The 25,325-nt window shown below is 54.4% G+C and carries 22 protein-coding genes; 10 read left to right on the plus strand and 12 right to left on the minus strand.

The features are described from left to right. Nucleotides 1-34: 34 nt before the first annotated feature. Nucleotides 35-469, minus strand: coding sequence for a CBS domain-containing protein (locus HNQ92_RS17140; RefSeq protein WP_184175409.1), 435 nt, complete (start codon nucleotides 467-469; stop codon nucleotides 35-37). Nucleotides 470-632: 163 nt separating this feature from the next. Here HNQ92_RS17140 and HNQ92_RS17145 point away from each other — a divergent pair, with 163 nt between their 5' ends. Beyond that, complete coding sequence (locus HNQ92_RS17145) at nucleotides 633-857, plus strand: hypothetical protein (RefSeq protein WP_184175411.1); 225 nt, start codon at nucleotides 633-635, stop codon at nucleotides 855-857. 14 nt (nucleotides 858-871) lie between these two features. Here HNQ92_RS17145 and HNQ92_RS17150 read toward each other — a convergent pair whose 3' ends face one another. From HNQ92_RS17150 to HNQ92_RS17185, 8 genes are all read right to left on the minus strand, one after another. Next, entirely contained in the window at nucleotides 872-1,903 is a 1,032-nt protein-coding gene (locus HNQ92_RS17150; protein WP_184175413.1) for an FAD:protein FMN transferase, read from the minus strand. Next, nucleotides 1,887-3,137 (minus strand): NADH:ubiquinone reductase (Na(+)-transporting) subunit F, encoded by a 1,251-nt coding sequence (gene nqrF / locus HNQ92_RS17155; protein WP_184175414.1) that lies wholly within the window; start codon nucleotides 3,135-3,137, stop codon nucleotides 1,887-1,889. Before nqrF ends, HNQ92_RS17150 begins: the two co-directional genes overlap by 17 nt. A gap of 12 nt (nucleotides 3,138-3,149) precedes the next feature. Next, nucleotides 3,150-3,764, minus strand: coding sequence for an NADH:ubiquinone reductase (Na(+)-transporting) subunit E (nqrE, locus tag HNQ92_RS17160; protein ID WP_184175416.1), 615 nt, complete (start codon nucleotides 3,762-3,764; stop codon nucleotides 3,150-3,152). A gap of 33 nt (nucleotides 3,765-3,797) precedes the next feature. Beyond that, nucleotides 3,798-4,469 (minus strand): NADH:ubiquinone reductase (Na(+)-transporting) subunit D, encoded by a 672-nt coding sequence (locus HNQ92_RS17165; RefSeq protein ID WP_184175417.1) that lies wholly within the window; start codon nucleotides 4,467-4,469, stop codon nucleotides 3,798-3,800. A 5-nt stretch (nucleotides 4,470-4,474) separates the two neighbouring features. After that, nucleotides 4,475-5,182, minus strand: coding sequence for an NADH:ubiquinone reductase (Na(+)-transporting) subunit C (gene nqrC, locus HNQ92_RS17170; RefSeq protein WP_184175418.1), 708 nt, complete (start codon nucleotides 5,180-5,182; stop codon nucleotides 4,475-4,477). Next, complete coding sequence (locus HNQ92_RS17175) at nucleotides 5,175-6,332, minus strand: NADH:ubiquinone reductase (Na(+)-transporting) subunit B (RefSeq protein WP_184175421.1); 1,158 nt, start codon at nucleotides 6,330-6,332, stop codon at nucleotides 5,175-5,177. Before HNQ92_RS17175 ends, nqrC begins: the two co-directional genes overlap by 8 nt. Nucleotides 6,333-6,397: 65 nt before the next feature. Further along, a complete protein-coding gene (locus HNQ92_RS17180; protein ID WP_184175423.1) occupies nucleotides 6,398-7,744 on the minus strand; it encodes a Na(+)-translocating NADH-quinone reductase subunit A in 1,347 nt (448 codons plus the stop codon). Between the two features lie 183 nt (nucleotides 7,745-7,927). Beyond that, on the minus strand, nucleotides 7,928-9,316 hold the full coding sequence (locus HNQ92_RS17185) for a cytochrome P450 (RefSeq protein WP_184175424.1): 1,389 nt from the start codon (nucleotides 9,314-9,316) through the stop codon (nucleotides 7,928-7,930). A gap of 123 nt (nucleotides 9,317-9,439) precedes the next feature. On the opposite strand from HNQ92_RS17185, the gene purH reads away from it, so the two are divergent. After that, nucleotides 9,440-10,960, plus strand: a complete 1,521-nt coding sequence (gene purH, locus HNQ92_RS17190) for a bifunctional phosphoribosylaminoimidazolecarboxamide formyltransferase/IMP cyclohydrolase (RefSeq protein ID WP_184175426.1) — start codon at nucleotides 9,440-9,442, stop codon at nucleotides 10,958-10,960. Between the two features lie 137 nt (nucleotides 10,961-11,097). Then, nucleotides 11,098-11,829: a lysophospholipid acyltransferase family protein gene (locus HNQ92_RS17195; RefSeq protein WP_184175428.1), complete on the plus strand. Its 732-nt coding sequence runs from the start codon at nucleotides 11,098-11,100 to the stop codon at nucleotides 11,827-11,829. A 113-nt stretch (nucleotides 11,830-11,942) separates the two neighbouring features. On the opposite strand, the gene HNQ92_RS17200 is transcribed toward HNQ92_RS17195, so the two are convergent. Next, nucleotides 11,943-12,911, minus strand: coding sequence for an NAD(P)/FAD-dependent oxidoreductase (locus tag HNQ92_RS17200; RefSeq protein ID WP_184175430.1), 969 nt, complete (start codon nucleotides 12,909-12,911; stop codon nucleotides 11,943-11,945). A gap of 143 nt (nucleotides 12,912-13,054) precedes the next feature. On the opposite strand from HNQ92_RS17200, the gene HNQ92_RS17205 reads away from it, so the two are divergent. From HNQ92_RS17205 to HNQ92_RS17220, 4 genes are all read left to right on the plus strand, one after another. Further along, nucleotides 13,055-13,888, plus strand: coding sequence for a hypothetical protein (locus HNQ92_RS17205; RefSeq protein ID WP_184175432.1), 834 nt, complete (start codon nucleotides 13,055-13,057; stop codon nucleotides 13,886-13,888). A 99-nt stretch (nucleotides 13,889-13,987) separates the two neighbouring features. Next, complete coding sequence (locus tag HNQ92_RS17210) at nucleotides 13,988-16,048, plus strand: sensor histidine kinase (RefSeq protein WP_184175434.1); 2,061 nt, start codon at nucleotides 13,988-13,990, stop codon at nucleotides 16,046-16,048. A gap of 114 nt (nucleotides 16,049-16,162) precedes the next feature. Further along, complete coding sequence (locus HNQ92_RS17215) at nucleotides 16,163-17,782, plus strand: sodium:solute symporter family transporter (protein ID WP_184175436.1); 1,620 nt, start codon at nucleotides 16,163-16,165, stop codon at nucleotides 17,780-17,782. A gap of 195 nt (nucleotides 17,783-17,977) precedes the next feature. Further along, nucleotides 17,978-18,496 carry a peptidase associated/transthyretin-like domain-containing protein gene (locus tag HNQ92_RS17220; protein ID WP_184175438.1) on the plus strand — a complete coding sequence of 173 codons (519 nt, stop codon included), beginning with the start codon at nucleotides 17,978-17,980 and terminating at the stop codon, nucleotides 18,494-18,496. A 225-nt stretch (nucleotides 18,497-18,721) separates the two neighbouring features. On the opposite strand, the gene HNQ92_RS17225 is transcribed toward HNQ92_RS17220, so the two are convergent. Further along, the gene (locus HNQ92_RS17225; RefSeq protein WP_184175440.1) at nucleotides 18,722-19,165 is read right to left on the minus strand and encodes a peptidylprolyl isomerase; all 444 of its coding nucleotides are present in this window, start codon (nucleotides 19,163-19,165) and stop codon (nucleotides 18,722-18,724) included. A gap of 166 nt (nucleotides 19,166-19,331) precedes the next feature. Here HNQ92_RS17225 and HNQ92_RS17230 point away from each other — a divergent pair, with 166 nt between their 5' ends. After that, complete coding sequence (locus tag HNQ92_RS17230; RefSeq protein ID WP_184175442.1) at nucleotides 19,332-22,517, plus strand: S41 family peptidase; 3,186 nt, start codon at nucleotides 19,332-19,334, stop codon at nucleotides 22,515-22,517. 92 nt (nucleotides 22,518-22,609) lie between these two features. Here the strand turns inward: HNQ92_RS17230 and HNQ92_RS17235 are convergent, their stop codons facing one another. After that, the gene (locus HNQ92_RS17235; RefSeq protein WP_246440330.1) at nucleotides 22,610-23,209 is read right to left on the minus strand and encodes a lytic transglycosylase domain-containing protein; all 600 of its coding nucleotides are present in this window, start codon (nucleotides 23,207-23,209) and stop codon (nucleotides 22,610-22,612) included. Nucleotides 23,210-23,839: 630 nt separating this feature from the next. On the opposite strand from HNQ92_RS17235, the gene HNQ92_RS17240 reads away from it, so the two are divergent. Further along, on the plus strand, nucleotides 23,840-24,754 hold the full coding sequence (locus HNQ92_RS17240; protein WP_184175446.1) for a glycosyltransferase family 2 protein: 915 nt from the start codon (nucleotides 23,840-23,842) through the stop codon (nucleotides 24,752-24,754). Between the two features lie 43 nt (nucleotides 24,755-24,797). Next, nucleotides 24,798-25,319, plus strand: coding sequence for a cupin domain-containing protein (locus HNQ92_RS17245; RefSeq protein WP_184175447.1), 522 nt, complete (start codon nucleotides 24,798-24,800; stop codon nucleotides 25,317-25,319). Nucleotides 25,320-25,325 lie beyond the last annotated feature (6 nt).

A 25,325-nucleotide genomic window follows, 5' to 3' on the forward strand; every position in this document is an offset into this window, starting at 1 on the left:
TGCGCTATGATCTATAGAAGGTACCTGTAGCTGATCAAATACCCGTAATGTATTGTTCCAGAAACTCGATATGGTGGCCCTGCTCCTGGATCATGGCCATCACGATATCCCCAATGCTCAGCACGCCTACTACTTTTCCGTCGTCCAGCACGGGCAGGTGGCGGATTTTGCGCTGAGTCATCAGCTGCATACAATCCTGAATGTTCATGTCCAGCGATACGGTGTATACGCGGGGCGTCATTACCTCGGCCACGGGGGTACTTTTGGCTTTGCGGCCCTGCACAATGCCCTTCCGGGCGTAGTCACGTTCCGAAAATACGCCCACGAGGCGCTCGCCGTCCATGACCAGCACGGCCCCAATGCTCTTTTCGGCCAATAGGTGCAGCGTGTCAATGACCGTGGTATGGGGCGTCACCGACCACACTTCCTGGTTTACTTTGTCCTTTACGAGTTGCTCTACGGTTATCATTGCGGTTTAGGTAAAATAAGGTTTGACAATCAACCAATTACTTTGTATTTTTAATAATTAAATCTAACGAGAAATTATTTTAATTCAAACACTTGCCGCTAAAATTCTATTAGTAAGAATAAGTACCTCTAGAATTTAGCAACGCATACCAACCCAAAAGATCATGTATTTACCCGTCATCCTAGTATCCATAGCGCTTGTTGGCCTGGCCTTTATTTTCATGGGGATTCGGGTACTGCTCGTAAAAAACGGCGAGTTCAAAGGTACCTGCGCCAATAATAATCCGTTCCTGCAAAAAGAAGGCGTGACCTGCGGCGTCTGTGGTAAGACCGCCGGCGAGCCCTGCGACGAGCAAAAAGACACTCAGCCCCTGGTAGCCAGTAGCTAGGGTAGTTTTCGCTCCTACTCCGGCTCAATCATCCACGGCTCGAAGTCCGGGCTAGCCCGAAAAGTAAGCTGCCCCGGCGCGTTTTCGTAGATGCACGCAATGGGTAGTTTCAGTTGCTCGGCCAGCGCAAAGGCGCGGTCGGTACCCATCACCAGAAAAGCCGTCGCGAAGGCATCGGCCGACATGCAGTCGTCGGCCAGGACCGACACGCTCAGCAGCGTGTGCGTAACGGGGTAGCCCGTTTGCGGATCGATGGAGTGGCTGTAGCGCTTGCCGTCGCGCTCGATAAACTTCCGGTAGTTGCCCGAAGTAGCCAGCGATCGGCCGTCGAGCCGGACCACGGCCTGGAGCGGCCGCCCCGGCGTCTCGCCCGCCACGGGCTTGTCGATTCCGACGCGCCATACTTCGCCGCGCTCGTTGCGCCCCTGGGCACGTACCTCACCGCCTACTTCTACCAGAAAGTGCCTAACGCCCTTTTCTATCAGGAAATCGGCCAGGACATCCACCGTGTAACCCTGCGCAATGGCGTTGAAATCGACCTCCATGCGGGGGTCATCAAAAACCACGCGCCCTGCTACCACACGGGCTTTGAGATACCCTACCTGCTGCCGCAGGCTGTCTACCTGGGACGGCTCGGGCGGAGCGGACTGCTTTTTAAAACTAAAGCCCCAGGCGCGCACCAGCGGAGCCACGGTGGCGTCGAAAGCGCCGTTGGTCAGCTGTGAGATCTCCTGCGAACGCCGGAATACGGCCAAAAAGTGGGCGTCGGGAAGTACCCCTGGCTCGTGGTTATTGATCCGGCGAATCACCGACGTGCTGTCCCAGAGCGACATGCTACGGTCAAGTACCCGGAAGAGGCTGTCGATGCTCCCCGAGAAATCCCGGCCCAGGGAGTCTTTATACGTAATATGAAACGTAGTACCCTGCGCGTCGCCTTCGAGGTAGTTGTAGGATGACGCAGGGGCTTTTTTTTGACAGGTGCTTAGCCCAAGTACCCCTACTACTACCCAAAGTACCCCCTTCAGCGCCCTAACTACCAAAGTCATCAAAGGCAATGTTTTCGCGCGGTACGCCCAGGTTGTCCAGCATTTTTTGCACGGCATCCAGCATCGGCGGCGGGCCGCAGAGGTAGTACTCGATCTCCTCGGGTTCGGGGTGCTGGTCGAGGTAGTTGTCCAGTACTACCTGGTGAATGAAGCCCTTGTAGCCGTCCCAGTTGTCTTCGGGCAGGGGCTCGGACAGCGCTATGTGGAATTTGAAGTTCGGGAATTCTTCCTCGATCTTCCGGAAGTCTTCTTCGTAGAAAATCTCCCGCTTGCTGCGCGCGCCGTACCAGTAGGATACTTTGCGGTCGGTTTTGAGGGTATGGAATAAATGGAAAATGTGCGAGCGCAGCGGTGCCATCCCGGCTCCTCCGCCGATGTACACCATTTCGCGTTCGGTTTCTTTAATGTGAAACTCGCCAAACGGCCCGCTGATCGTGACTTTGTCGCCCGGTTTACGCGAAAACACGTAGGACGAACTAATTCCCGGCGACACATCCTTGAAGGCGTTCTTCTCGCGGTCCCAGGGGGGCGTAGCCAGCCGGATGTTCAGCATGATGATGTTGCCTTCGGCTGGGTGATTGGCCATGGAGTACGCCCGAAACACCGACTCGTCCACGTCCAGCCGCAGGCCCCAGATGTTAAATTTATCGTAGTCGTCCTTGAAGGTAGGTGTAATGTCGTAGAGATCTTCCTGGAAGCTGATGGACGTAACCGGAATATCGAGCTGAATGTAGTCACCTGATTTGAACTTGAGGTTTTCGCCCTCGGGTAGTTTCACCACAAATTCCTTGATGAAAGTGGATACGTTATCGTTGGACACGACCTCGCACTCCCATTTTTTTACGCCAAATACTTCATCGGGCACTCTGATCTCCATGTCTTCCTTCACCTTCACCTGGCACGCCAGCCGTACCTTGTCGGCTACTTCGCGGCGGTTGAGGTGGTTGGTTTCGGTAGAAAGTACCTCGCCGCCGCCCTCCATGATGTGGCACTTGCACATGGCGCAGGTACCCCCGCCGCCACAGGCCGAGGCCAGGAAGATGTCGTGCGCCGACAGCGTAGACAGCAGCGAATTACCCGGCTTCACCACCAGGGGCTCGTCCACGTTGCCGTTGATAACCAGCTGCACGTCGTTCTGCGGGAGGAGCTTGGCTTTGGCTACGATGATGAGCGCCACCAAAAAAAGAATAACGAGAATGAATATAATGACACTGCTTGTGAGTACAGGGAGCATAGTTCCGAGAATTTAAAGTTGGATTCCTGAGAAACTTAAAAACGCCAGGGCCATCAGTCCGGTGATGATCATCGCAATGCCCAGCCCCTGTAGCGGTGCCGGTATGTTGGAGTAGCGCAGCCGCTCACGAATGGAAGCCAGGAGCACAATGGCCAGAAAGAACCCAATGCCCGAGCCGAGCGAAAACACGGTTGTTTCGGCCATGTTATATTCTCTTTCCTGCATGAAGAGCGAAGTACCAAGGATGGAGCAGTTGACGGTAATCAACGGCAGGAAGATCCCGAGTGCGCCGTACAGCGCAGGCAGCGACTTCTCGATGATCATCTCCACGAGCTGCACCGCCCCGGCAATGACCGAGATGAACAGGATGAAGGAAAGAAACGTAAGATCGACGCTGGCCAGGGAAGGATGGATAAACGACAACGCCCCTTCCTTCAGCATGTAGTTCATGATGAGGTAGTTGAGCGGGGTTGTCAGGACCATCACGAAGATCACGGCCAGGCCTAATCCAAAAGCGGTATTGATTTTTTTGGAGACGGCCAAAAACGAACACATGCCCAGAAAGAAGGCAAAGATCACGTTTTCGACAAAGATGGCCTTGATGAGAATACTGATGAGATGTTGCATGGTTATAACTTGGATTAATGCCCTACCAACGCGTTAGGAGACATTGTTGAGTTTAGGATTACGGCTACGCTGTACCCAGATGTACACCCCGATGACAAAAAGAGCCGCCGGTGGAAGTACCATCAGTCCGTTGTTTTCGTAGCCCATGTCGTAGGCCCACTGGGGCACGAGCTGGATGCCAAACAGGCTGCCCGATCCGAAGAACTCCCGGAAAACCGCCACCACGACCAGGATCAAACCATAACCCGCGGCGTTGCCGATACCGTCCAGCAGCGAGGGCCAGGGCTTTTGGGCCAGGGCAAAGGCTTCCAGCCGTCCCATCACGATGCAGTTGGTGATGATGAGACCCACAAAAACCGAGAGCTCCTTGCTGACGTCAAACATGAAAGCTTTCAGAAACTGATCCACTACCGTCACGAGCGTGGCAATGATGATCAGCTGCACGATGATCCGGACCCGGTTTGGGATGGACTTCCGGATCAGCGACGTGATGAGGTTGGCGAATGCCATCACAAACACCACCCCCAGCGACATGATCATGGCGGGCTTTACCTGCACCGTCACGGCCAGGGCCGAGCAAATCCCAAGTACCTGTACGGTAATGGGGTTGTTGTCGTCCAGGGGATCTTTGATGGTTTTTATATTTTTCTTGGAAAACAAAGGCTCTGCCTTTTTTTCCTGCGGGGTTGCGGTTTCCGTACTCATGATGCTTATTCGTTTTTCAGGGTTGAAAAATAGGTATAATAAGGTTCGATGCATCGTTGCAGCATGGCATCCACGCCGCGCGAGGTGATGGTACCTCCCGAGATGGCATCGACCCGGTGCTCCGCCGGGTAGCGGCCCGCTTCGCCGGGCTTCGTGACCCGCACCGACACAAATTTCTCCTGTTCATCGAGGAGTTTTTTGCCTTCAAACTGTTGCTGAAAAGCATATTCGGATATTTCGGCACCCAGGCCGGGGGTTTCGCTTTTGTGATCAAAATTGGCCCCGTAGATGGTATTGAAATCATCCTCCAGCGCCACAAAACCCCAAACCGGCCCCCAGAGACCATTGCCATGGACCGGCACCACGTAAAAGGAGCGATCCTTGTCGTCCTTGTAGATATACAGCGGAAGCCGACGTTGCTCGGCGGGCTTCATAACTTCTTTTCGAAGATCCACGTCGGCGGGTTCCTCACCATCCAGGGATTTGCCTTCGGCACTCACCACCATCTCTTCTACCCGCTCGTTGTAGAGCTTCTCGATGCTCTCGGGGTCATCGGAGCTGAGGCGGAGCGCCTGCAAAATGTTAGACTTGCGGTCGAGCGCTTCGTTGGCCTGTTGGCGGGGCTTGAGGCTAACGGCCATCACCGACAGCAGAAGCGCGGTAAAGAGCGATATCCCGATGGCGAACAAAAAGGTATATTGGTTGCTATGCACGGCTCATTCGTTTTTTGATGTGTTGTTGAATTACCAGATGATCAATCAGCGGAGCCAGAACGTTCATAAACAGGATACTGAGCATCATACCTTCCGGATAGGCCGGATTGAAGACGCGCAGTACTACCGTAAAGGCTCCAATGAGCAACCCATAAATGTACTTCCCGGTCTGGGTATGGGTAGCCGTAACGGGATCGGTAGCCATGTAAACGGCCCCGAAGGCAAATCCACCCATGATGAGGTGGTAGTAAGCCGGGGTATGCATGGCGTGCAACGGGACGTCCGCCGGAGCGAGGACATTCATGAACAGGCCCATGAGGTACCCCCCGGCAAAAACGGTGAGGACAATGCGCCAGCTTCCCACGCCGGTCACGATCAGGATCAGCGCGCCGATCAGGCACGCCAGGGTACTCGTCTCGCCGATGGAGCCCTGAATAGTACCCAAAAACATATCGCGGGCGGAGTCCATTTCCAGAAAATTTTCGTCGAAGATGGCCAGGTTGGTAGCGCCCGAATACGCATCGACCACCGCCCGGCCCGGCTCCTGCGACAGGTCCGTCCAGATCTCGCCGGACATGTAAGCCGGAAACGCAAAAAACAAAAAGGCGCGGGCCAGCAGCGCCGGGTTCATGAAGTTCATGCCCGTACCGCCAAAAATCTCCTTGCCCAGCAGGGTACAGAAAATAGCGCCCAACGCCACCATCCAGAGCGGAATCGTAACCGGCACAATGAGCGGAATCAGCAGTCCGGTGACCAGGTACCCCTCACTGACGGGGTGCTTGCGGAGCACCGCGAATACAAATTCTACCCCCAAACCCGCCGCGTAAGAAACGATGATGATGGGAAGTACCTTCCAGAAGCCAAAGAGGAAATTATCCAGCAGGCTCACTTCCATGCCGTAGGCCCGGTAGTGTTGGAAGCCCACGTTCCACATGCCAAAAAGCAGGGTAGGTACCAGGGCGATGATGACCGTCATCATCGTACGTTTCAGGTCCATGGCGTCCCGAATATGCACACCGTGGGAGGTGGTGGTGCCGGGCACAAAAAGAAACGTTTCGAAGGCATCAAACAGATAGTGGAATTTTTCAAAGCGTCCTCCCTTGCCAAAATTAGGTTTCACTGAATCAACAGTACGTCGAATCCATTTCACGATAGTAAGTACATTAAGGGTTTGAAAAACGATAAACTACGCTCCTCTGACGGAACGGCGGCCCGCTAGGTCTCGGTACGAGCCAGCTCCAGGCCTTCGGAGATAATGCGCTGCACCTCGATCTTGGAGGTACATATAAATTCGCAAAGCGCAAAGTCCTCCTCCGCCACTTCGTAAATCCCGAGCTGCTCCATCTGCTCGATGTCCTTGGCCAGAATGGCTTTCAGTAGAACCACCGGCATGATGTTCATGGGAAGTACCTTTTCGTACTGGCCCGTCAGCACAAAGGCTCGTTCTTCTCCGTGCAGGTTGGTGTCGAGGTCGTAGGTTCTGTTTTTGGCCAGCCACGAGAAGAAGGTCCGCGACAGGCTCAGTTTTTTAAAGCCCGGCAGGAGCCAGCCCAGAAACTCCGGCTCGTCGCCTTCGGGGATCACCGTCAGCTGGTTGGTGTTAAAGCTCAGGAAGTCTTCGGCAACGGCTTTTTTACCGGATAAAACGTTGCCCTGTATGATCCGGCATTTCTCGCCGGTAAGCTGGTCGTTGAGGATGTCCTGGAGCGGCTGGCCCGTCTGCAAGCGGTAGTACTGCGGCTGCTTGACGCAACTACCCGTCAAGGCCACGATGCGGTCGGCGCGGTAGCGGCCCTCGCGAAACAAGCGCCCGATGATGAGCAGGTCCTGTGGATGAATGTACCAGACGATGTCATCCTTGCGGATGGGGTCTATGTGGTGGATCTGGATGCCCACGTTACCCGCCGGATGCGGCCCGCTTATTTTATGGATGTGTACCTCAGGTAGCTGCGTCCATACGTCGGAGGTATCATCCGCCCGCACGCCCAGGTGTACATTTTGGCACAGTGCGCGCAATATCTCGAGGCCAGCCTTGAAGCTCTCGGGCTCCTGCGAGCAAACAAAGGCCAGGTCGGGGGCCAAAGGGGATGAATCAAAGCAGGAAACAAAAATCGCCTTGGGCTGGTCGGCGGTGTTGGCTATGATGGAAAACGGCCTTTGGCGGAAGTACGACCAGCAGCCGCTTTCAATAAGTATATCCAGGATTTTCTCGCGATCCAGGTTGGTAGTGGGTTTTTCCAGGAAAGTCAGGTACCTGGTTTCTTTCTGATCCGGCAGAATCCTCACCTCCATGATCCGGCGTTTCTCACCCCGTACGATCTCGGTCACTTCACCGCTGACCGGCGAAGGAATGCGGAGGTTGGGGTGGTTTCGATCAAAGAACAGAGGGCTACCTGCCTGCACCTCGTCGCCCGTTTCCACGAGTAGCTTGGGAAAGAAAAGCGGAAAGTCAGGGGGACGAATCGCAATGATATTCGAGAGGGGAAGATCTGTAAGCGTACTGGTTGCTGAACCTACCAATTTGATATCGTAGCCTCGGCGTATTGAGATCTGTTTAGTCATAGGTACTCAAACGTTTTGGTTAAATACTCGCCTTGTAACCGCTTAATTTATTCTTGAATAAAGAAAAGGAATTATAAGATTATAATGTACATAGATACAAAAAAAAAATAAAAAAATACTATCCTGGCTGCACAAAGCGCCTTTCTTTGGCTTAATATACATAAATCTAACACGAGGTTCCCCTCAATGTTTGAAAGAAGTTCGGATTCTTAATCGTAATCCCCCCTGAGGCCTTATTGTCACCATAGGTTCCGGGGCCACGTGGTGGCCCGAAGTAAGTAATTGAAAATCAAATGCACGTACCAGGAGCGCCAGCACAATCTGCATTTCGAGCAGCGCAAAATTATTCCCGATGCACAGCCGGGGGCCGCCGCCAAAGGGTAGGTAGGCGTAGCTGGGGCGGGCTTTGGAAGCCGCTTCGGAGAAGCGCTCGGGATCAAACACGTCGGGGCGGTCCCAGTAGTTTTGGTTGCGGTGCAGCAGGTACGGGCTCACCAGCACGATACCGTCCTTAGGCTGCTCATATTCACCAAAGTAGTCTACTTCCAGGGCGCGCCGCCCCACGATCCAGGCGGGTGGGTACAGCCGCATGGCCTCCTGTACTACCTGCAAAGTATACGTAAGCCGCCGCGCGCTGTCGAAGGTAGGTACCCCCGCCTCGCCAAGTACCTCGTGGGCTTCGCTGCGCACGCGGGCAGCCACGTCGGGATGTTGCGCCAGCAGGTACAGCGCCCAGGAAAGTGCGTTGGCCGTGGTTTCGTGGCCCGCCATGAAGATCGTCGTCACCTCGTCGCGGAGTTGCTGGTCCGACATGCTTTCGCCCGTTTCCTCGTCGCGGGCGTCCATTAGCATGTCCAGCAAGTCGTCGTAACGCAGCTCCGGGTACTTTATCTTTTGCTGGCGTCGGTTCTGGATAATGTCGTAGATGATGGCCTCCACCTTGGCAACGGCCTTTCGAAAGCGAACGTTACGCGGCGTGGGGTACTTGAGGGGTACCTGAACAAAACTTTTGAGCGCGTGGTCGGCGTAGTGCATGATGTCGTCGAGGGCCGCCGAAATACCCGCCACCCGCTCGCCGACGTCGGTACTGAAAAGTGCCCTGGTCACGATGTTGAGCGTCAGGCCCAGCATATCCGCGGAGATGTTACGCGGCTGGGCCGGGTCGTGGGTTTGCCAGTCGGAAAGGAGCTGCTGGGTCTGCTGCGCCATCATGTCGGCCATGAGGGCCAGCCGCTGCTTGTAAAAAGCCGGTTGCGCCAGCTTGCGTTGCCGCCGCCAGAAGTCGCCCTCGCTGGTGAGCAGGCCGTTGCCCAGGAAGATCGCCAGTACGCGGTAGGCCTCGCTCTTCTGGTAGTTGCGGTTGTTTTCCTGAAGTACCTGTCGGGAATCTTCCGCCGTGAAAAGTACCGTAATGTCACGCCCCACCAGGCTTACCCGAACCGCGCGCTCGTACCGGGCCTGAAGCTGGCGCAAAAAGCCCAGCGGGTCTTTGACAAACTGCCAGGTATTCCCCACCAGGGGGAGCCCCGGATGAGCGGGAAGTCTTCGAAAGGAAGTAGGCGGGGATGACATCGCTTCTATTATTTAGACAAGATTACACTATCTTTGCGGCTTCAAAAGCCCAGGCAAGGTACCTGAGCCCGCACCGGATTCGCTGTATGACCATTTTTTCTAAATATCGTCGATTTTCTTACAATGTCTAAAAAAATTCACTCTGCGCTCATTTCGGTTTACTACAAGGAAGGGCTCGAACCCATCGTGAAGTTTCTGTACGAGCAAGGCGTAAGCCTGTACTCCACGGGCGGTACCCAAACGTTCATCGAAGAAATGGGCATTCCGGTTACGGCCGTGGAATCCCTCACTGGCTACCCTTCTATTTTTGGCGGGCGTGTCAAAACGCTCCACCCGGCTGTTTTTGGAGGAATCCTCTACCGCCGCGACCATGAGGGTGACGTAGCGCAGGCTGCGGAGTTCAACATTCCGGCTCTGGATATGGTGGTGGTGGATCTGTATCCTTTTGAAGAAACGGTAGCTTCGGGTGCCGACGAGGCCGACATTATCGAGAAAATCGACATTGGCGGGATTTCGCTCATCCGGGCGGCGGCCAAGAATTTCAAGGATACGCTCATCGTGTCGAGCCGGGAGCAGTACGCCGACGTGCTGCAGCTGCTGGTACAAAAAGAAGGCACCACCGACCTCGACGACCGCCGTACCTACGCCCAGCGGGCCTTCGCGACGTCGTCGCACTACGACACGGCCATCAACAACTACTTCCTGGGAGCCGACGCCATCTACGACTTCCGGAGTGCCCCGGCCCAAAGCCTGCGCTACGGCGAAAACCCCCACCAGAAAGCCACCTACTACGGCGACCTGGACGCGATGTTTACCAAGCTACACGGCAAGGAGCTTTCTTACAACAACCTCGTGGATGTGGACGCCTGCGTGAGCCTGATCGACGAATTCCGGGATTCGGGACCTACCTTTGCCATCATCAAACATACCAACGCCTGCGGCATTGCTACGGCTGAGACGGCCCGCGAAGCCTACCTCAACGCCTTGGCCTGCGACCCGGTGTCGGCCTTCGGCGGGGTGGTTATTACCAATACCAACGTGGACCGCGAGACCGCCGAAGAGCTCAACAAACTCTTTATGGAAATCCTGATTGCCCCGGCTTATAGCGAAGAGGCCCTGGAGGTACTTCAGTCCAAGAAAAACCGGATTCTTCTCAAAAGAAAAGAAATAGCCCTGCCCGGCGAAATGTTCAAGACCATCCTGAACGGCGTGCTGGTGCAGGACAAAGACCTGGCTACCGAAACCGCCGAGCAAATGACGACCGCCACCAACCAGGTACCTACCGAGGCCGAGCTGCGGGCGCTGGAGTTTGCGCTGAAAGTGTGTAAGCATACCAAGTCCAACACCATCGTGCTGGCCCGCGAAAACCAGCTTCTGGCCAGCGGCACTGGCCAAACCTCGCGCGTGGATGCCCTGCGGCAAGCCATCGACAAGGCAAATTCGTTTGGCTTTTCCCTCGAAGGGGCCGTCATGGCCTCGGATGCGTTCTTTCCCTTTCCCGACTGCGTCGAGATTGCCAAGGAGGCGGGCATTACGGCCGTGGTGCAGCCCGGAGGCTCCATCCGCGACAAGGACTCGATCGACTACTGCAACGCCAACGGCCTGGCTATGGTCACGACGGGCGTGCGGCATTTCAAGCACTAAACGGCCCTTTGCGGGTATGAGCTACTCCTATCCCTCGCCGTCAGGCGGGGGTTTTTCCTGCCCGCTCATGTTTGAACGCCTTTTATATACGTACTTTTAGTTAAAACGATTCATCACCAGCCGACGGGTACTTTCCTATGCGTTTCCTTTCGCTACTCTACACCGCCTGGTGCGCTTTATGGTTGGTTACGTTGTTTGCCATACTGTTTCCGTTTACCTACCTTTTTTTACAAAAAGAAGCCTGGAAGCCCTACGCCCACTACCTCAACCGGCTGTGGGGAAAATTATTCTTTCCGCTCGTGGGCATTTCGTTTGCCGTAGACTACCGCTTCCGGCCCGAGCCGCGGGGTACTTACGTTTTTTGTGCTAACCACTTTTCTTACCTGGACATCGCCGTGATGGGCGTAATCCTACCCCACTACTATGCCTTCGTGGGCAAGCACGGGGTTAAGAAAGTACCCCTGTTTGGGTACATGTTTTCCAAGCTGCACATTCAGGTAGATCGACAGAAAGGAACCAGCCGCGCCTACTCGCTCAGCAAATGCCTGCGCACGCTGGCCGCGGGCCGAAGCGTGATGATTTTCCCCGAGGGCGGGATCGCCAGCAAGTACCCCCCGCGGCTGCACTTGCCACTCCAAAAGGGAGCTTTCACGATGGCCATCCAGCGGCAGGTACCTATATTACCCATTACCCTACTGACCAACCACCAGCTCCTGCCCGACCGCCCCCCGCTCCGGATGCGGCCGGGTACCGTCCGGGCCGTGGTACACGAGCCCATCGAAACGGTAGGTTTGACCCAAGCCGATGTACCTACCCTGATGGAGCAATGGCGGCAGGTGGTACAAAGTACCCTGCTGGCAAAGGGTTAATGGTTCGGGGCAGGGGGCGCAGGGTACTTTCTCCGCCGGAGAAAGGGCTGGGAATAAAGCCTTTTTAGCCCAATGCCCCGAACCCTATGCCCCTTGCAAACTCCCCTCTACTTTTAGTTAGTTTTTTCTTCTTCAATAAGGTACCTGGCCATTTGTAAGCCCGACTGAAAAGCGCCCTCTACGTTGCCCATGCCGAAGCCGTCGCCGCCCAGCAGGAGCCGGAAGGGTGTCTGGCACACCAAGTAGGCCTGCGGGTGCCGACGGTCGGCCAGGCTGTAGCGCCAGCGATGTACCTGAAAACTCGTGATGGCGTTGGCGGGCAGCCATTCGGCCAGGTAGGTCAGTAGTTTCTCCCCTACTTGGTTCAAATCCCCCTCCAGGTTCTCGCTGCTGTACCTGGCACTGGCATGAATGGTCACGGTGGGCATCTCGTCGGCGATCCCCTTCTTCTGGTTGTCGGCGGCCCAGCTGATGGGCCCGCTCTCAAACTTGATCATGCCGGGAAAGGGGATGAGGCTGGGCTGGTTGAGTACCGCTATGACGGCAATGCAGGGCTGGTACGAGATGGACTCAAAGGCCAAAAGCTCCGCCGGGGCCAGGTCGATCTGGCTGCCTTCCAGCAGCGCGTAGGCCTGCGGGGCCGGAATGGTTAGCAGCAGCGTATCGGCCTGGAAGGTACCTCCCGACTCCGTGTGGACGGTGCAGCCCTGTCCGGTTTCCTCCAGGCGCACCACGCGCGCTCCCGTATGGATGGTCAGCCCTTCGGCCAGGTACTTGGGTACATCGCTCATGCCCTTCACGCCAATGTAGCGCGGATGCGTCACTTCGGCTTCCTGCAGGTTCCATTCTTTCACTACCCCCGCCGCCTGCAGCTGCTTTACGTGCTCCTCAAAGTCGCGGGTGCGCACCGAGAAGTACTGCGCGCCGTGGTCGGCGCGACTGGGCGGGATCCGGCGGGTGGCCATGCGCCCGCCTACGCCTCGTCCTTTATCCAGGATCGTGACTTCCCAGCCGTGGTTTTCCAACTCGCGGGCTGCCGTGAGTCCGGCCATGCCGGCCCCAACAATGATACAAGAAGCCATGTGTTATGTTTTTAGATGAGGTTTTGTAAGTCGAACGTCTTGGCTAACTTGCCGCGTAGTTGCTGTCTGCTACTTTTACTCACAACAATAAAAAACTGATTTTGTTGAAGGGTCGCTCCACATTCCGTCACTGGATCATTCGCTTGGGAAAGTTTCTCCTCGTCGGCCTGCTCGTTACCGTTGTGGGGTACTTTTTTATTTTTCCGCACCTCTTCTATTGCCAAACGATCCGCTTTTCGGATTTTGAGAAAATCAACCCTACCCTCTACGTAAGCCCCGGCCTGCCCAAAGCGCAGCGCGTGCCCATCTACCGCGCCATCCACGAAAGCCGCCAGCGGGTAGCCAGCCTGTGGGGAGCTCCCGTAGGCCAGCCTACCCTTATTCTATGCAGCAGCCCGCAGGAGTACGAAAAGTACTGCCACAGCCGCGAGGGGGCGGGCTGTAGCCTGGGTACGCCCTGGGGTACTTCGTACATTGTGCTGAACCCTTACGGGCTCAACGTGGACGTGATCAGCCACGAAATGTGCCACGACGAGCTCTTCAGCCGCCTGGGCTGGTGGAAAACCACCACGCAGGTACCCCAGTGGTTCAACGAGGGCCTGGCGCTCATGCTCGACCGGCGGTTTGTGGAAAGTACCCAGCCCGTGCAGCGCTACCTCGACTACCGCGAAGAGTGGCTCTACCTCACCCACGGTGCCCAGGAAATACTGGAACTGAAAAACATCGAAAGCATGAAAGGTTTTTTTAACGGAAATCAGCAGCACGTGATGCTCGCGTACGTCACGGCCGGCCTGGAGGTGTCGTACTGGCTGGCGCGGGCAGGGAAAGAAGGAGTCGCGGCCCTGACGCAGCAACTGGACGCCAGCCAGGTACCTTTTGAAGAGGCCTACGAGGCGGCAGCAACCCACCCCAAGGCCGCCCGGTTGTCGCCTCAGGTACCCGAAAATCCGCTTCGACCCAAAGTAGTAGCGCCCTGAGTTAGGCTTTTAGATTCAAACGAGCTCCGCCAACCTCATGACCACCCTATCCACAGCCGGTACATTACTAATCCCGTAGACCCTTACCCGACCTACCCCATGGTGCTCAGAGCCTGGTACTTCCTGGCCGGAAGTCTGTTTTTATTCTTGCTAAAAGTACCCGCCCTGGCCCAGGATACCCTGCGCACGAGCCACTTGCAAACCGAAAGTACCCTTCATTTTACCCAAAATTCTTTTACCGAAACCACCCAAGTCCCCCCCAGCACCGCCAGGTACCTGCCCGGCTGGGCCGCCGAAGGGCCGCACCGGCTGGCTCACTACTGGCTCCTCAACGACACCGACGCCCCCTACACGCTGTACCTGCGCGCGGGTACCTCAGACCCCCTCTACGCCAGCTCCGTGGACCTGCTCCGGATGAAGGCGGGCGTCAACCTGGCGGTGGTACTTAGCCTGCCGGGCCAGGTACCTCTGCGCAACGGACCAGGGGTACCTGCCTCGCAAAGAGCCTACCCACCCGACCTCCAGGCCATAGCCCTTACGCTGGCACCGCGCCAGGCCATCCGGGCCGAGGTACTCCTGCCAGGTACTTCCATCAAGCCACTCGACACCCAGCTACGGTGGTTTAGTGCCGAGGGGTACCTGGCCTTCGGGCAGGCCTACCGCACCGCCACCCAGCCGAGCCTGTACATTTCGCTGGGGTTTCTGGGCTGCCTGCTGGTGATGACGCTGTTCATGCTGCTGGTGTATTTCCAGAGCCGGGCCGTTAATTTCCTGTACTACGCCGGGTACCTTTTTTTCGTTTTTGGCTTCGTGCTCATTGCCGACTACCCCCTGAAGTACCACCGGCTCTTCATCTGGGAATTTCCCGTTTACGGCCTTAATCTAAAGGAAACCTTCGTGTACGGGTACCTGATCTCCTACCAGTTGTTCATCATGCACTTCCTGGACCTTCGCTACACCGAGCCGACGGTCTTTCGGACGCTACGCGTTGTCAACTACCTCTTTTTCGGCTTCGTGCTCATCAATGTGGGGGTACTTTCGCTCGGTTTGCCGCTCGGCCAGCAGCACCTGCTTTTTCAGGCCAACAGCTACGTGCTGTACCTCCTGCTGCCGCTCTACGGGTACATCATCTGGCGGCTGGGGGCGCTGCGGCACCAGCAGTACTACGGCTATATTTTCTGGGGTACTTTATGTTTGTATTTGGGCAACCTGGCCGGTACCCTCACCGAGCTGATGGACTACCGGCTGCCGGGCTTATTTCCCAATACCTACACCCAGCTGGGTACTTTTGTGGAGGTGATCTTTTTTTCGCTGGGCCTGGGCCGACAAATGCTCCTGGAAAGTGAGGAAAAAACCAACGTACAGCAGGCCTACATCCTGGAGCTCAAGCGCAACAAGCAACTCATCCAAGAAGCCAACCGGGAGCTGGAGCAAAAGGTAGCCGAGCGCACGCAGGAGGTGGTACTCAAAACGCAGCAGCTCGAGCAGGAAAAACAGCAAAAGCTGGAGGCTCAGTACAAGCAGGAGCTCGCGCAGATTCAGATGATGGCCTTCCAGGCGCAGATGAACCCCCACTTTACTTTCAACTGCCTGAGTGCCATTCGGCTGCTTATTTTACAAGATAAAAAAGAGGCGGCTTCGGACTACATCGGGAAGTTTGCGCGCCTGATGCGCCTTACCCTCGAAAACTCTCAGAAGCGCTTTGTGGCCCTAAAACAAAACATGGAGTACCTAAGCATGTACGTCGAGATGGAGCGCCTGCGCTTCGGGCGGGATTTCCGTTTTACCATCCACTACGAAGGCGAAGAAGCCGACGAAGACCTCCAGATCCCGCCCATGCTGCTGCAGCCCTTCGTCGAAAATGCCATTTGGCACGGCCTGCTGGACAAAGAGGGCGACAAGTACCTACAGATCACCTTTTGCCAACGCCACGACCACCTGCTCTGCGAAGTGGAAGACAACGGCATTGGGTACCACGAGTCCCGGCGGCGCAAAAAAAGTACCCACCAGTCGAAGGGGATGTCGATCACGAAGGAGTACTTCCGGCTTTGGGACCAGCACACCCAGCTTAAGACCGCCTTTGAGGTACTTGACAAAGCCGAGCAGCAAGCGGGCCAAACGGGTACGCTCATCCGCATCAGTTTGCCGCTGGTATTGTAGCTATTTCAAAGAATCTTGTTGGTAGCTACCTAAGCCTGCACTATTTTTGGAAAAAAATGTACCTTTCGTTCCGGTTTCCTGAATCAACCTAACTTTTCTCTATACCAAATCTCTATGCAACAGTTACAAACCCTGGACTACCTGGTTTTTCTCTTCTATTTTGTGGTTGTAGCGGGCTATGGCTACTGGGTTTACTACCAAAAAAAATCGAAAGAAGCTTCCACCACCGATTTCTTTCTGGCCGAGGGCTCCCTCACCTGGTGGGCCATTGGCGCCTCACTCATTGCTTCTAACATTTCGGCGGAGCAGTTCATCGGGATGTCGGGCAATGGCTTCTCAATGGGCCTCGCCATCTCTACCTACGAGTGGATGGCCGCGGCTACGCTCATCATCGTGGCGGTGTTTTTCATGCCTATCTACCTGAAAAACAAGATCTACACCATGCCGCAGTTCCTCAACCAGCGCTACAACCCCACGGTGAGCCTCATCATGGCGGTGTTCTGGCTGGGGCTGTACATTCTGGTCAACCTGACCTCCATCCTGTACCTGGGTGCGCTGGCGGTGTCGGGTATTTCGGGGCTCGATTTTAACCTGTGCATGTGGGGACTGGCGGCGTTTGCCATCATCATCACGGTGGGTGGTATGAAGGTAATCGGCTACACCGACGCCGTGCAGGTACTTTTCCTGGTAATCGGCGGGCTGGCCACGACCTACCTGGCCGTCAACCTGGTGTCGGGCGAGACGGGTTTGGACGGCCTCATGACGGGCTTTAACATGATGACCCAAAACCACGACGATCACTTCCACATGATCTTCAACGAAACCAACCCCTTCTACTCGCAGCTACCGGGCCTAACGGTACTCATCGGCGGGATGTGGATCGTGAACCTCAACTACTGGGGCTGTAACCAGTACATTACGCAACGCGCCCTGGGAGCCGACCTCAAAACCGCCCGCAACGGAATCCTGTTCGCGGCTTTCTTGAAGCTGCTCATGCCCGTGATCGTGGTACTGCCGGGTATTGCGGCCTACGCGCTCTACAGCAAGGGGATGTTCCAGGCCGAAATGACCGGCCCCGACGGTACCCTCAACGCCGACAAAGCCTATCCCGTGCTGCTCAACCTTCTGCCTGTGGGCCTCAAGGGCCTTTCCTTCGCTGCCCTCACGGCTGCCGTGGTAGCGTCGCTGGCCGGGAAAGCCAACAGTATCTCGACGATTTTTACGCTGGATATTTTCAAAAAGTACCTGGGCCAAAACAAAACCGAAGCCCAGCTCGTGTACATTGGCCGCATCGTGATCGTGGTCGCCATGGTGCTGGCCATCGTGGTAGCGCCCTACATGGGCATCGACAAGAAGGGTGGTTTTCAGTTTATTCAGGAGATGACGGGGCTACTCTCGCCGGGTATCTTCGCGTCGTTCATCATGGGCTTTTTCTGGAAGCGTACCAACTCCGCCGGGGCGCTGTTTGCCATTGTGGGGGGCTTCGCTGCCGCGCTGGCCATGCACAACGGCTGGCCGCCCTTCACGGGCTGGGAGCAAATCCCCTTCCTCGACCGCATGGGCTGGGTATTCGTGATTTGCGTGGTAGGTATGGTGGTGCTGGGCCTGGTACTGCCCGACGAAAAGAAAGGCCTCGCCATCGACGCCAGCATGTTCCGTACCAACCGCACCTTCACCGTCGGAGCCATCATCGTCATTTCTATCATTACCTTCCTGTACGCTTATTACTGGTAAGGAGGGTACTTTCTATCCCCGCCAGAGCTTTTATTTAGAGTTCTGGCGGGGGTAGTTTATGGTGATTTGTGGTTGTTTGAAAATGGGAAAGTGACTTATATCTCTTTATACTTTTTAAGATTGGGTGATTGAAACCCGCTTCTAGTGCTTCTAGTCGTATACATTTAATTAGTAGTCAAAATATTAAAAGAAAAAATGCACAGGAAATATTTCCTTGTTTGTATTCTTTTACTTCCGCTTCAAGCCTGTAACTTCTCGGTTAAAGTTTTAGGAAGAGTTTTTGACAAAGAGACAGGGCTTCCATTAGCAAGAACTACCGTTAATCTACTAGAGGGGAAGGATATAAAAAAAACAAACACCAATGGATATTTTGAAGTTTCTTCTGATACCCGCCCTTTTCAGAACCCAATCATTCTTATAACAAAAGACGGATATAAGCCCTTTCAGCTTAAAATTAAGGAGAGAAATGGAGACGCAACAAGTTATATTGTTAAGTCAGAATCCATATTTATCGACTATGAGAAGCCCGTTTATCCTGATCCGAATAACCGTGGGACATTTATAACAGGAACTTGGATTGACAAGTGGAGTAAAGAATTCAAGACAGGGGATACGTTAAGTATCTACTTAGCAAAAGAGGATACAAAAACAGAGATTGAAAAGATCAGGAAGGGAATAGAAGGGAAATCATCTGCTTTATCACCAGTGCCTTAGAAATAAAAAGGCAAAATGTTTATCAAATTCAGGTTAACTAAACCGAATTTCCCCTTTTGAGCCTATAGAAATGGACCGCGTGGGGTCTGCTGGAAGTTTTAAGTGAAGCAAACTGTAAAACTTAGCTCGCAAAACCCAGCACATCCCTCCCCAAAAACGCGCAAGTCCGAGCCAGGGTACTTCCCAGCTCGGACTTGTGCGTTTTTTACAAAGTACCTTTACAGGCTACGCCTCTTCCTCGATGATGGTGATCTTCTGGATCTTGTCGCCCTGACGGATGTCGTCAATGACTTCCAGGCCCTCCACTACTTTGCCAAAGCAGGTGTGGTTGCGGTCGAGGTGGGCGGTGTTTTGGCGGCTGTGGCAGATAAAAAACTGCGAGCCGCCCGTGTTGCGCCCGGCGTGAGCCATTGAAAGTACCCCCCGGTCGTGGTGCTGCTTCTCGCCGTCGAGCTCGCAGTTGATCTTGTAGCCGGGGCCGCCGCGTCCGGTACCTTCCGGGCACCCGCCCTGAATCATGAAGTTGGGGATGACCCGGTGGAAGTTCAGGCCGTCGTAGTAGCCTTTTTTAGAAAGCTCCACGAAATTTTTAACGGTATTGGGGGCGTCATCGTCGTAGAATTCAACTTGCATGGTACCCTTGTCGGTCACTATTTCTGCCTTTGTCATAAGGATAAAAACGAATTATGGGGTGATAAAGAAAAACCGCTCGCACTACTTAGCGAGCCGTTCGTCAACAAAGGTACGCAGGAGCGATTGGGATTTGCAACCATATTGCTAATTTACGGAGCTGTTGCATGATCCAATCCCTCTACCCATTCGCTCTTTTTTCCCTATGAACAAAAGTACCCTAGCCAAAATAGGTAGCCTGGTAGCCTGGCTGCTGAGTAGCACCGCCTGGGCTCAGTCCGGCGAAGTGTATTTCGCTTCCTACCCTACCCTCACCCCCGACGGCCAAACCGTCATTTTCAGCTACGAGTCGGACCTCTGGAAAGCCGACGTGCGCACCGGCCAGGCCACGCGCCTGACGGCCATGCAAGGCAACGAAACCCACCCGCACGTGTCGCCTGACGGCCAGTGGGTGGCTTTTTCGGGTACCGAAAACGGCAATCCGGATGTGTACCTGATGCCCGTAGCGGGCGGGGTGATTCGTCAACTGACCTTCCATAGTACCTATGATTTGGTGGAGAGCTGGTCCTGGGACTCGCGAACGATCTACTTTGAATCCGGGGCTCAGAACGGCGGTACTACCTACTCGGTGGCCATCTCGGGAGGTACCCCGCAGCGGCTTTTGGGCCACTACTTCAACCGCCTCCATAACGTAGCGCTGGCCCCCAACGGTGAGCTGTTCTTCAACGACACCTGGGAGAGCGATTACCAGGCCATGCGCAAAAACTATAAGGGTGACTTTAATCCCGACGTGCAGTCGTACAACCTGCTGACCAAGGAATACAAGCGCTACACCGACTACCGGGGCAAGGACATGTGGGCCACCGTGGACCGCAACAACAAGCTCTACTTCGTGTCGGACGAGGCCAACGGGCAGTATAACCTGTACACCTTTGAAGGTACCTCCAAAGTACCCCTTACCAGCTTTCAGGAGTCCATCAAGCGGCCCCAGGTGAGCGCCAACGGGAATTTGGTGGTGTTTGAGAAAGATTACCAGCTCTGGCTGTACGACGTCCCCACCCGAAGTACCCGCCCGCTGCGCCTGAGCCTGGCGCGCCATTTTACCTTGCCCAAGGCCCAGGACTTCGACGTAAAGGGCAACATCTCGGCCTTTGACGTAGCGCCCGACAATAAAAAACTGGCGTTTGTATCCAGGGGCGAGCTGTTTGTGTCGGACGTGGAAGGTACCTTCGTGAAGCAGCTACGTACCCGGCCCAACGAGCGGGTACTGGAAGTAAAGTGGCTGGCCGACAGCCTGACGCTGCTCTACAGCCAGACGGTAGCGGGCTACCCCAACTGGTTTACGCTCCGGGCCGACGGCAAGGGCACCGAAAAGCAGCTCACCACCGACACCCAGAGCAACCGCAACCTCAGCCTCAATAAAGACCGTAGCCTGGGCGTGTACCTGAGCGGCCGCAGCGAGGTACGTACCATGGACCTCAAGACCTTTGAAAGCAAAACGCTGCTGAAGGAAGAGCTCTGGGCTTTTTACAACGATGTACCCTACTTTTCGCCCAACGACGAGTACGTGGTCTTTACCGCCTACCGGGACTTTGAGCGGGATATTTTCCTGCATCATCTCAAGAAAAACGAAACCACCAACCTCACCCAAACCGGCGTCAGCGAAAGTGAGCCCGTTTGGTCGGCCGACGGCAAGTACCTGTTTTTTGCCTGCGACCGCCTGAACCCCAGCTATCCCTTTGGTAGCCGGAACCAGAAAATCTACCGGCTCCCGCTCACCAAGCTCGATGAGCCCTACCGCGCCGATAAATTAGACGAGCTCTTTAAACCCGAAGAGAAAAAAGAAGAACCCAAAGCGGAAGAAAAACCAAAGAAAAAAGGAAAAGCGAGCGCCAAAAAAACCGCAGAAAAAGAAAAACCAGCCGAGCCGCTGGAGCTAGACTTAGACCGCCTTTTGGACCGCATGGAGCTGATCAGCCCGTCTTTTGGGGAGCAGGGGACGCCCTACGTGATTCAGAAAGACGATAAAACGTATATTTTTTACGTATCTAACCACCAAGAAGGCAAGACGTCGCTCTGGCGAACGACCTACGAGCCTTTCAAAGAGCCCAAAACCGAGAAGGTCACTGACGATGTATACGGCTACGAAGTGGCCCGCGCGGGCGAAACCTACTACCTGCTGGCCAAAGGGCAGCTGCATAAGCTAGACTACGAGAAAGGCAAAGCCGAGCCCATCGAAATAGCGTATACTTTTCGGCGCAATATGGAAAGCGAGTTTCAGCAGATGTTTTACGAAGCCTGGGCGGGCGTGGAGGAAAATTTCTACGACGAAACCTTCCACGGCAACGACTGGAAAGCCCTGCGCGACAAGTACGTGACCTTCCTGCCTTACCTGACCAACCGCGGCGACTTCCGGACGCTCTTCAACGACCTGCTGGGTGAGCTCAATGCCTCGCACCTGGGTTTTTATTCCAATGGGCCCGAAGAGCGGGTATTTTACAAGCAGGCCACGGCCGAAACGGGCATCCTGTTTGACAACCAGCGCCCCTACGTGGTACAGCGGGTAGTAAAGCGGAGCGCCGCCGACAAGCACGAGAAAAACATCCTGCCCGGCGACCGCCTCACGCACGTCAATCAGGTAGCCGTAGATACCACGCAAAACCGCGACCGGTACTTTACCCAGCCCTCGCGTGACGAGGAAATGCAGCTGACCTTCTTGCGCCACAAGGTCGATACTACCTACACCGTACGGCTGCACCCGCAGTCGTCGCTGGACGGAAACCTCTACGACGAATGGCAGGACTGGAACCAGGATTACGTAGACAAGGCCAGCAACAAACGGATTGCCTACGTACACATGAAAAACATGGGCATGGGCGAGTACGAAGACTTTGTGGTAGACATGACCCGCGACTGGTACCAGAAAGACGCGCTCATTCTGGACCTTCGCTACAATACCGGCGGAAATGTGCACGACCTGGTGCTGGACTTTCTTTCGCGGCGCCCCTACCTACAGTGGAAATACCGCGAGGGTAAGCCTACGCCCCAGCCCAACTTCGGCGTGGCCGCCAAGCCCATGGTACTGCTCATTAACGAGCAATCGCTCTCCGACGCCGAGATGACCGCCACCGGCTTCAAGGCACTTCAACTTGGCAAAATCATCGGGACCGAAACCTACCGTTGGATTATCTTCACTTCGGGCAAAGGGCTGGTGGATGGCTCCTTCTACCGGCTGCCCTCCTGGGGTTGCTACACGCTGGACGGAAAAGACATTGAAAAAGAAGGCGTAACGCCGGATATTTACGTCAAACAAACCTTCATGCACCGGCTGAACGAGCAAGACCCTCAGCTCGACAAAGCCATTGAAGAAATCATGAAATCGCTAAAATAGGTACCTGGTAAGGCAGGTACCTATTTCAAACAGAAGCCCTTTCTCAGGTACTTTGAGAAAGGGCTTCTTGGTATAATGGAGGTACTTACCAGCTAATAGGAGCCAAAATCGGCTTCGGCGATCACTTTTTGGCTGGCTTCCTCAAAAACCTTTTGCAAGCGGTCAATTTCTGCCACGCGGGCAAAAACCGTATCGTCAGTCCACTCAAGGCAACGCGTCGGATTCGTAAACCACTCCTTCACGGCCACCAGCTTAAAGACGTACTTGGTCGTTTCGGGATTCAGGCGCAGGTCGTAGTAGTCTTCCTTGCCCTGCTCATCCATGCGCCGCTGGATGCGGGTAGGGCCCGCGTTGTAAGCCGCCGCTACGAGCGTCCAGGAGCCCAGCTGGCGGTGCAGGCGGCGCAGGTACTTGCAGGCCGCGTGCGTGGACTTAACCAGGTTGTTGCGTTCGTCCACCGTTTCGTCTACGGTCAATCCCAGTGAACGGGCCGTTTCGGGCATAAATTGCCAGTAACCAGCGGCCCCGCGGGGCGAGGTGGTCGAGGGGCTCATCGCACTTTCGATAATAGGAACGTACTTGAAGTCGGACGGGATTCCGTACCTTTTCAGGATGGGCTCAATGACCTTCATGTCCCGGCGGGAGCGAGCCCTCATGCGACGGAAGGTCGGGTTGTCGTAGCTCTTAATCATGTTCTGATAGCGTCGGGCTACGTATGTCTCTTGTAAGGGAATTGTATCACCGCAAAAGTGAATGGCGATCAACTCAACCTCGGTTGGCTTAACAGGATAGGCAACTTCTTCCTCTACTTTTACTTCTTTTTTCTCACGCTTGCCTACTGTAAAAACGCCCAAAGACATAATCGAAATTACTAAAAACAGAATTCGAATCATGCATGGTTTCGTTCGTTCTACATTTATTTATAATGAACAAGTATAACGCAATAGAAATAAAAAAGTTTTACCGTTCACTAAAAAACTGATTAACAGGAGGAACACTATCCACACTATGGTACTTACTGAAGTACACCAAGGAGTCTCATATCTCTATTGTACAAATGGAGATAAATTCTAAAGAAAAGGTACCTGGCCAAATAATCGTTTACCGGAGTTTCGGCAGGTCAGTCCGAATTTTGAAGAGGGGTGGGCTGCGGAAATAAAGCTAATTCCAAATTTTGGAACGAATGATTGGCGCAAACAAGTATATTCACACGCTAAATATCTTCCTCAGTTAGTATACAAAAACGCTTTAAAAGGTACCTAAGCCAGTAGGCGGCGTATCTTGATTAATGCCTTTGCCCTGATTAACCTTGCTCTATCACGATGGATTCCCCCCTTATCTCGATTATTTTAGCTACCTACAATCGAAGTAATGTCCTATTCTTTACCATTTGCTCCATCATCGAGCAGTCTTACTCCAACTGGGAGCTGATCGTGGTTGGCGACTGCTGCACCGACAATACCCAAGAGGTAGTTTCCGCCTTTGAGGATAGCCGGATTCAGTTCATCAACCTTCCCGAAAACTTTGGTGAGCAGTCGGGCCCCAATAACGAAGGATTAAAAAAGGCCCGGGGTCCTTTTATCGCTTTCATGAATCACGATGACCTTTGGTTTCAGGATCACCTTCAGGTTTGTCTGGATAGTCTAAGGCAAAAACAGGCCGATCTGATGCTGGCCGCAGGCATCATCGATTACACTGACGGAAAAAAATTTGACATTAGCGGGCTACCTTCCCGGCAGCACGGGTTTCATCCTGCCCGGCTGTTTGTACCCGCTTCCAACTGGCTTTTTCGGAAAGAACTGATTCAGGAAGTAGGTTTCTGGCGCCCCGCCCGGGACCTCTACCTGGTTCCCTCCCACGACTGGCTGGAAAGGGTACACAAACTAGGTAAAAAAATTGCCTTTACGGAACAAATTACCGTACTCGCCCTGCCTTCCAGCTCACGCCGAAATGCCTACCTTGACCGCGCCTACCTCGAAAACGAAAAGTACTATCAGCAAGTAAAGCACAACTCGCGCTTCCGGGAGCAGCTCCTGACGCAAATCCTGTTTGAGTGGGGGCAAGATCACTACTATGACGAAAAGGTATACCTCCGCCGCTTTTTTCGCCGGAAAATAAAATCTTTACTAATTAGCTTCGGAATTAACTCTACCGAACTACGAAGTCGCTATACCTTTGGGAAAGGTGGCATCTTGAGGCTCTACCGCCAACGACGCGGCCTGGCACCCAAGGATTAATAGCGAGTCCTCAAAACGTTTAACACAATAAAACACCCCCTTTATGAACTGGAATTTACCCGGTACCGAAAAAGATCCCCAGAGTATCACCGCTGACTGGACGCCCTCCGCGCTCACGCTAATTGAAGGCGTACAGGTGAAGGAAGTAAAAAATGTATTGAAGAATAACGGCTACCTGACCGAAATCTACCGGAAGGAGTGGGAGGTTGATGGCTTGCCTGTGGATCAGGTGTTTCAGGTTACCCTGCTTCCCAAGGGTATTTCGGCCTGGCACGCTCACCAATTTACGACTGACCGTATTTTTGTCAATGTAGGCTCCATCAAAGTGGTACTTTACGACGGCCGCGAAGGCTCCCCAACCTATGGCATGATCAACGAATTCCGTGGCGGCACGCTACGCCCCATGCTGATTATCGTGCCGCCCCAGGTATGGCACGGTGTGCAAAACTACACCGATACTACAGCCAGCCTGCTTAATATCGTCGATCAGGCGTACCAGTACGAAGATCCGGACCATTGGCGAATTCCGGGCAATACCCCGCACATTCCCTATCAATTTTCCTAACCGAGC

It is taken from the genome of Rhabdobacter roseus (assembly GCF_014202275.1).
GTDB lineage: Bacteria > Bacteroidota > Bacteroidia > Cytophagales > Spirosomataceae > Rhabdobacter > Rhabdobacter roseus.